This is a genomic window from Candidatus Poribacteria bacterium, from assembly GCA_021295755.1.
Classification (GTDB): Bacteria; Poribacteria; WGA-4E; order WGA-4E; family PCPOR2b; genus PCPOR2b.
The window spans coordinates 1-5,741 of the sequence record JAGWBT010000231.1 but is presented as its reverse complement, the minus strand read 5'-3'; the positions used below and the strand labels follow the sequence as shown (position 1 = coordinate 5,741).

Below are 5,741 nucleotides of genomic sequence, written 5' to 3'. Positions count from 1 at the left end.
AAACTCCTAAAACTATACGACGACCTCTATGCCGAGTACGGCGAACTAAACTGGTGGCCCGCCGAAACACCGTTTGAGATTATCATCGGTGCGATTCTAGGTCAAGCCACCGCATGGGGAAATGCCGCCAAGGCGATTAACAACCTCAAAGCTGCGAACCTACTAAATCCGGAGGGATTGGGCAAACTGTCTCAAGACGAATTAGAAACGCTCATCCTTCCGTCGGGTTACTATCGCGCCAAGGCGAAGAAGGTCCGGGCATTTCTAACACATCTGGGAGAACACCACAACAATCAATTGGATTCACTCTTTGCACAGGAACTGCCGACACTTAGAGAAGAGCTGCTTTCGATTTATGGGATCGGTGAGGAAACAGCCGACTGTATCCTGCTTTACGCCGCCAAAAAGCCGAGCTTCGTCGTTGATACGTACACCTACCGTTTGTTTGAGCGGTTGGGGTGGTTCAACGGCAAGTTCCATTACGGTCGGCTGCGAGGGATTTTTATGGAAAACCTCCCTCACGACTTCCAGTTGTTCAACCAATATCACGCCTTGATTGTGCGTCACGGTGCCCGGATATGCCAAAAGACACCCCAGTGTGAGAAGTGCATGCTTCGAACTCAATGCCCAACCGGCAATAATTCCAGTATCCATTGAAAGGAATCGAAGCAATGACGAAGCAGTTTAGGGTTCTCGTGCTATATTATTGTCTGAATCGCGGATTTTCTGGATAGAATAAGTGATGTGTGAAAATCCCAACAAATCGGTTCCGGCAACGCCGATGCCGTGTCCGAGCATTTCGCGAAGAATCCCGATAATCGGGAGAGACTCGGAACGACACAGGAAACGGTTCGTTGGTTCATTTAGCTCCAGCGGGGCGACATGTCTATAGCCGGACGATAGGTCCTTTCTCCCAAGCCCCAGCGGGGCGACATGTGCTGATGGCCTACACATCGAGGCTAGGAAGCTCTCTGTGGAGAGGAAATCCTTCTCCTGATACGCGGACGTATTGAAAACTATTTATGAGCACCCCTCAAGTAATTCTGAACTCTACTATAGTTCATTTTTTACGTTTCACAGCTTGTCCCAATCGAATCGGGGCATCACGTTTCACGCTTTTTGCATTTTCTTTGAATATGAGCTTCCATCAATCGGTTTCACATTCCCGCTAACCTCCTGAAAAGGTCAGGTAATTCACAATGCTGTTCCGCCGTAAAAAAACGCAGAACGAACTAGGGGATGACCACTATGTCGATCTGCGCGAGAAGATGGTGGATGAGCAGATACGGAAACGCGGGGTTAAAGACAAAAGCGTGCTAGAGGTCATGCGGAAAGTGCCTCGGCATCTATTCGTCGATCCAGATAGCATGGACGCTGCTTACGAAGACAATGCTATGCCAATTGAATTTGACCAAACAATCTCTCAGCCTTACATCGTCGCGCTGATGACCGAGCTACTGGAGTTGAACGCAGCGTCGAAAGTATTGGAGATTGGCACAGGCTGTGGGTATCAAACCGCTGTCTTAGCGGAGATAGTTGAACAGGTCTACACCGTCGAGATTCTCCCCGAACTTGCGCAAAGTGCGTCGAAACGGTTTGAAGATTTCGGCTACCGAAATATTCATCAAAGATACGGCAACGGCTACTACGGTTGGGAGAAATACGCGCCCTACGACCGGATAATTGTGACCGCTGCTCCGAAGAAGCTACCGAATCGCCTTATCAAGCAGTTGGCGGAAGGTGGCCTCATGATACTGCCGATCGGTGACTATCATCAGGATCTGGTTCAGATTCACAGGACCGAACACGGTATTGAATGCAAAACCGTTAGCGGTGTTCGCTTTGTGCCGATGACCGGTGCCCCTGATTGAGGGATGAAATCATAACCAATGGTGCGAGTTTGCAACTGTTATTGGTGCATGGGTTCATTCGTTGATTGTTTCATTAATGAACTAGTGAACTCTTAAACTATGGTGAATTAGAGAAATAAGTGGACATTTACCAATAACCCCTGATAACGGTTTCCCCCTTGATAAGGGGGGCTAGGGGGGTTGGGGGATTTAGAGGGTTGGCTGTGCATTAGGAGTGTCTATGTAATTCTAAAATCTACCATAAGAAGAGGAGGCGAGGTGCTAGAACAAATATTCAAACAGCTACTTGAATTCCTATCGACGTCAACCGGTCTCTGGACACTTGTCGGCATTGGGGGATTCATTGCATTTGCCGCTGTCTATCATCAGAAACGCCAGATTCCCGGCTTCACGATTGAAGCCATTACGGATGATACGTGGTTTATCAACCGCGATGATAACCATCGTATCGCAATCATTGTGTCCCTGCGGCTCATCAACAAGTCCGGCAGCCCGATCAGGATTCAGCGATGCAAACTCAGCGGCTATTCGCCGAAGGTTCCGCCAGAAGAATTAGTCTTAGACAGCTACGATAAAACGATTGGGCTGGAATACCCGAAGTATGATCTCTTTGAACCGGGACAGGAGTACATCGTCAACCCCTACACCGAGCAGCAGATGTGGATTTTCTTTCAATCGGGGGCGGTAACGATGACCAATATACTCCGGGCGCCGATCATCATCAAAGATGCCAACCGGCAACGCAAGGCGATCCAGCTTGAAATTCGTCGCAGTATGCAGCAGATTACACTCTATCGTGAAGCGGCGACGCGGTGGTGAACGTTCACCGCAGAGTCACTCTCCGGAAGTTTCCAAGTTTTCAATCCGATTCTAGGTGACAACAAGCCGTTGGTGCATATCGTGCCTTTAACAGATGGGAATTAAATGTTGACATTTGTTATAACATCTGTTACAATATCCTATGTTCCTATCCTAGTAGTAGGCATACGCCGTATGCCTTAACCTGCACACGTACCTATAGGTTGGGGATCTTGTCCGCGCAGTTGATTCGTAGGGAACACAGATCTGTGTTCCGTTTCTTCTTACGCATCGCGTTTCAGGTTTTGCTAGGTTATAAAGTTCATCAATCTAATGAACCAATGAATTCATGAACCAATGAACCAATTTACTGGAGGACAAAAATGGCTGAAGATACCAAAAACGAACTTGTTCCGGTCGCGGACTACGAGGTCTTAGATCAGGTCGATGACCAAGCGATTGTCGAGATGATGACGGGGCAATCCATTCAAGATTACGTTTATTCATTTAAGCAAGGTGGGAAGACGGTTGAGGGGCTAACGCTGGCGGGGATAAACGAAGCGGCAAATCGTCGAGGCGGGATTCAGGTTGACGATGTACAGTACGAAGAACGTGAACATTCTTGGCTTGCTACAGCCAAGGCGACAGATACAGTCACCGGCTCATCGCGCTACGGGGCGTATGAACAGCCGAAACGCATGGGCAATCGCGACGATCCCCATGCGTTCACGAAGGCAATCCACAAAGCGCAGCGCAACGCTGTCAAACAGCTACTCCCCGTTACAGTTATCAAAGAGGTACTGAACTTCTACCTCCATCGGCAAGCGGACGGTAAAACGGCTCAGATGGGCTTACCGAGCGCCGCTTCGACCGACAAGATTTCTAACGCGCAGAAAGCTGCTTTCTCGATGGCTACCAAGCTGGAAGGCAAGTTGGAAGAACAGAACATCACAAAATCCGATTTCTGGAACTATGTCAAACGTCGCTACGCCGTTGAATCCCGTAACGATATGACCGAGATGCAGTGGACCCAACTCTCTGCGGAATTACAAGCCGGTGTGTCCGCGCCAGAGCTTTTCAAGGAGTTGGTCGACCGTATCCGGCAACTGGAGGCTGCGGCAAAAACGAGTGAGGTCCCCGAAAGTCCTGAGCAGCCTCTCACACTGAATGAGGAAGGTGCTGGTTCAGAATACGCCGAGTCAGAGACACCGGCTGACGATTCGGCGGGAGAAAACACACCGTTTTGAAAGCCGTTGGCGCAACTGACTCTCTGATGTTTAGATCTAACTCCGTTTTATCTGATGTAAGAGGGGGTTAATTTCCTCTACAATCCATAGTTACAGGAGGAGAAGATATGTCACGCATTTTCTTCGCGCTCGGTTCTGGCTTTGCGCTGATCGCTGTGATAACGGGTGCCTTTGCTGCCCATACCCTGAAATCGAAGCTATCGCCGGATATGTTCCAGGTCTTTGAGGTTGCTGTGCGCTACCAGATGTATCATGCACTGGGACTGATCGCTGTGGCTTGGGCTGCGTCGCAATGGAGCAGTCAACTAATCGCTACCTCCGGCTGGTTATTTGTGGCTGGTATCGTTATTTTTTCGGGCAGCCTCTATATCCTATCATTAACCGGCGTCCGCTGGCTCGGCGCGATAACACCGATCGGTGGGGTCGCCTTTATCATCGGTTGGGGTTGTCTTCTGTGGGCAGCAATCAGAGGTTAAGGGAATGCCTTAAAGTAGTAGGCATATTCCGTATGCTGTAACCCCAATTCCACGGGGAAAATGGGGATTTTTCCATATTAGAGTAGGTTGCTTAACCTGCGAATCACGTTTCAGATTCTAGCACTTTACATTGATCGGAACAGAAGATTTATGCTATCATAACCGAAGTTGCTAGGGCGTGTTGACATTTATGTGAAGCTGTCTGCAATCGTAGCGGCGAGGTTTCCTCGCCCATTAGCCAACGCGGGTTGGGAGAACAACCATACCGGTAGAATAGATTGTAGGTCGAGATTCACATCTCGACACCGAAACGTCGATTTTGGAAAATCGACCTACAGCAATCCGAAATTGTCTCTGATGGAGGATCAACGGGTTGGGAGACCCAATCCCTACGAAAAACCATGTGTCTATGCAGCCCTTGATTATCTGCTTGCCGTAAGATTTCAACACAGCCGAGTAGCAGACAGATCCCGTCCGCCGTAATCCCCGTAGGTTGGGTAGACCGATAACGCCACCCAACAATCTACTTACGCATTACGTTTTACGCATTATTTTTTGCGCATCACGTTTCACGTTTTATAATGAACTATGGTGAATTAGAGAAATAAGTGGACATTTCCCAAAGTCCCCCTGCTAACGGTTTCCCCCTTGATAAGGGGGGCTAGGGGGTTGGGGGATTTAGGGGATTGTTTATCTGTACATGTGCATCGGCAGTGTCTAAGTAATTCTATAATCTACCATAATGAATCAATGAACCAACATAAGTGAGGTAGAAACAATGGCAAAAATTACAATGTTCAAAGGTTACCAAGGTGAGCCACCGTTTCCCAAACCGAGAGAAAAGGTGCTCCCCAATGTTGTCAGAGCGCAGGATGGTGTGCCGGTGAAATATCCTGATTGCGAAGGAATTGGCGTACGTGTCGTCCATCCCGCCAACCCGAAGGCGCCCGCTGAGAATCTCGGACTGGTGATGTTCTATATTCCTCCGCACGTTGTGCTAGAGCCGGGCAGCCACCACACCGAAGAATGCTACGTTGTTATACGTGGAAAAGGCGTCATGACACTCGCCGGCGAGAAAATTGATGTGGAGGAAGGCACCTTTATCCATCTGCCGCCATGGTGCGAACACGGCATTGAGAACACAGGAAATGAGACGATGGAGGTGCTCATATGTACCTCACCGCCGAATCCGTAGCGAGCAGATTTCACTGTTTGCATTTGTGGTGAATTAGAAAAATAAGTAGACATTTACCAATAACTCCGCCCTTCGTGAAGTTTCCGAAGTCCCCCTGATAACGGTTTCCCCCTTGATAAGGGGGGCTAGGGGGGTTGGGGGATTTAGGGGGTTG

The 5,741-nt window shown here is 49.0% G+C and carries 7 protein-coding genes; 6 read left to right on the top strand and 1 reads right to left on the bottom strand.

Features of this window, described 5'->3' with window-relative positions:
• Positions 1–657 (top strand): endonuclease III domain-containing protein (locus J4G02_22545; GenBank protein MCE2397291.1); only part of this gene is annotated, 657 nt, incomplete at its 5' end.
• 27 nt (positions 658–684) lie between these two features.
• Here the strand turns inward: J4G02_22545 and J4G02_22540 are convergent.
• Positions 685–954, bottom strand: coding sequence for a hypothetical protein (locus J4G02_22540; GenBank protein MCE2397290.1), 270 nt, complete (start codon positions 952–954; stop codon positions 685–687).
• A 245-nt stretch (positions 955–1,199) separates the two neighbouring features.
• Between J4G02_22540 and J4G02_22535 the strand changes: the two genes are divergently transcribed.
• The 5 genes from J4G02_22535 (at position 1,200) to J4G02_22515 (ending at position 5,587) form a co-directional block, all read left to right on the top strand.
• Complete coding sequence (locus J4G02_22535; GenBank protein MCE2397289.1) at positions 1,200–1,871, top strand: protein-L-isoaspartate(D-aspartate) O-methyltransferase; 672 nt, start codon at positions 1,200–1,202, stop codon at positions 1,869–1,871.
• Between the two features lie 258 nt (positions 1,872–2,129).
• Positions 2,130–2,690 carry a hypothetical protein gene (locus J4G02_22530; GenBank protein ID MCE2397288.1) on the top strand — a complete coding sequence of 187 codons (561 nt, stop codon included), beginning with the start codon at positions 2,130–2,132 and terminating at the stop codon, positions 2,688–2,690.
• A gap of 362 nt (positions 2,691–3,052) precedes the next feature.
• On the top strand, positions 3,053–3,916 hold the full coding sequence (locus tag J4G02_22525) for a hypothetical protein (protein MCE2397287.1): 864 nt from the start codon (positions 3,053–3,055) through the stop codon (positions 3,914–3,916).
• 107 nt (positions 3,917–4,023) lie between these two features.
• Complete coding sequence (locus tag J4G02_22520; GenBank protein ID MCE2397286.1) at positions 4,024–4,392, top strand: DUF423 domain-containing protein; 369 nt, start codon at positions 4,024–4,026, stop codon at positions 4,390–4,392.
• 778 nt (positions 4,393–5,170) lie between these two features.
• The gene (locus J4G02_22515; GenBank protein MCE2397285.1) at positions 5,171–5,587 is read left to right on the top strand and encodes a cupin domain-containing protein; all 417 of its coding nucleotides are present in this window, start codon (positions 5,171–5,173) and stop codon (positions 5,585–5,587) included.
• Positions 5,588–5,741: the final 154 nt, after the last annotated feature.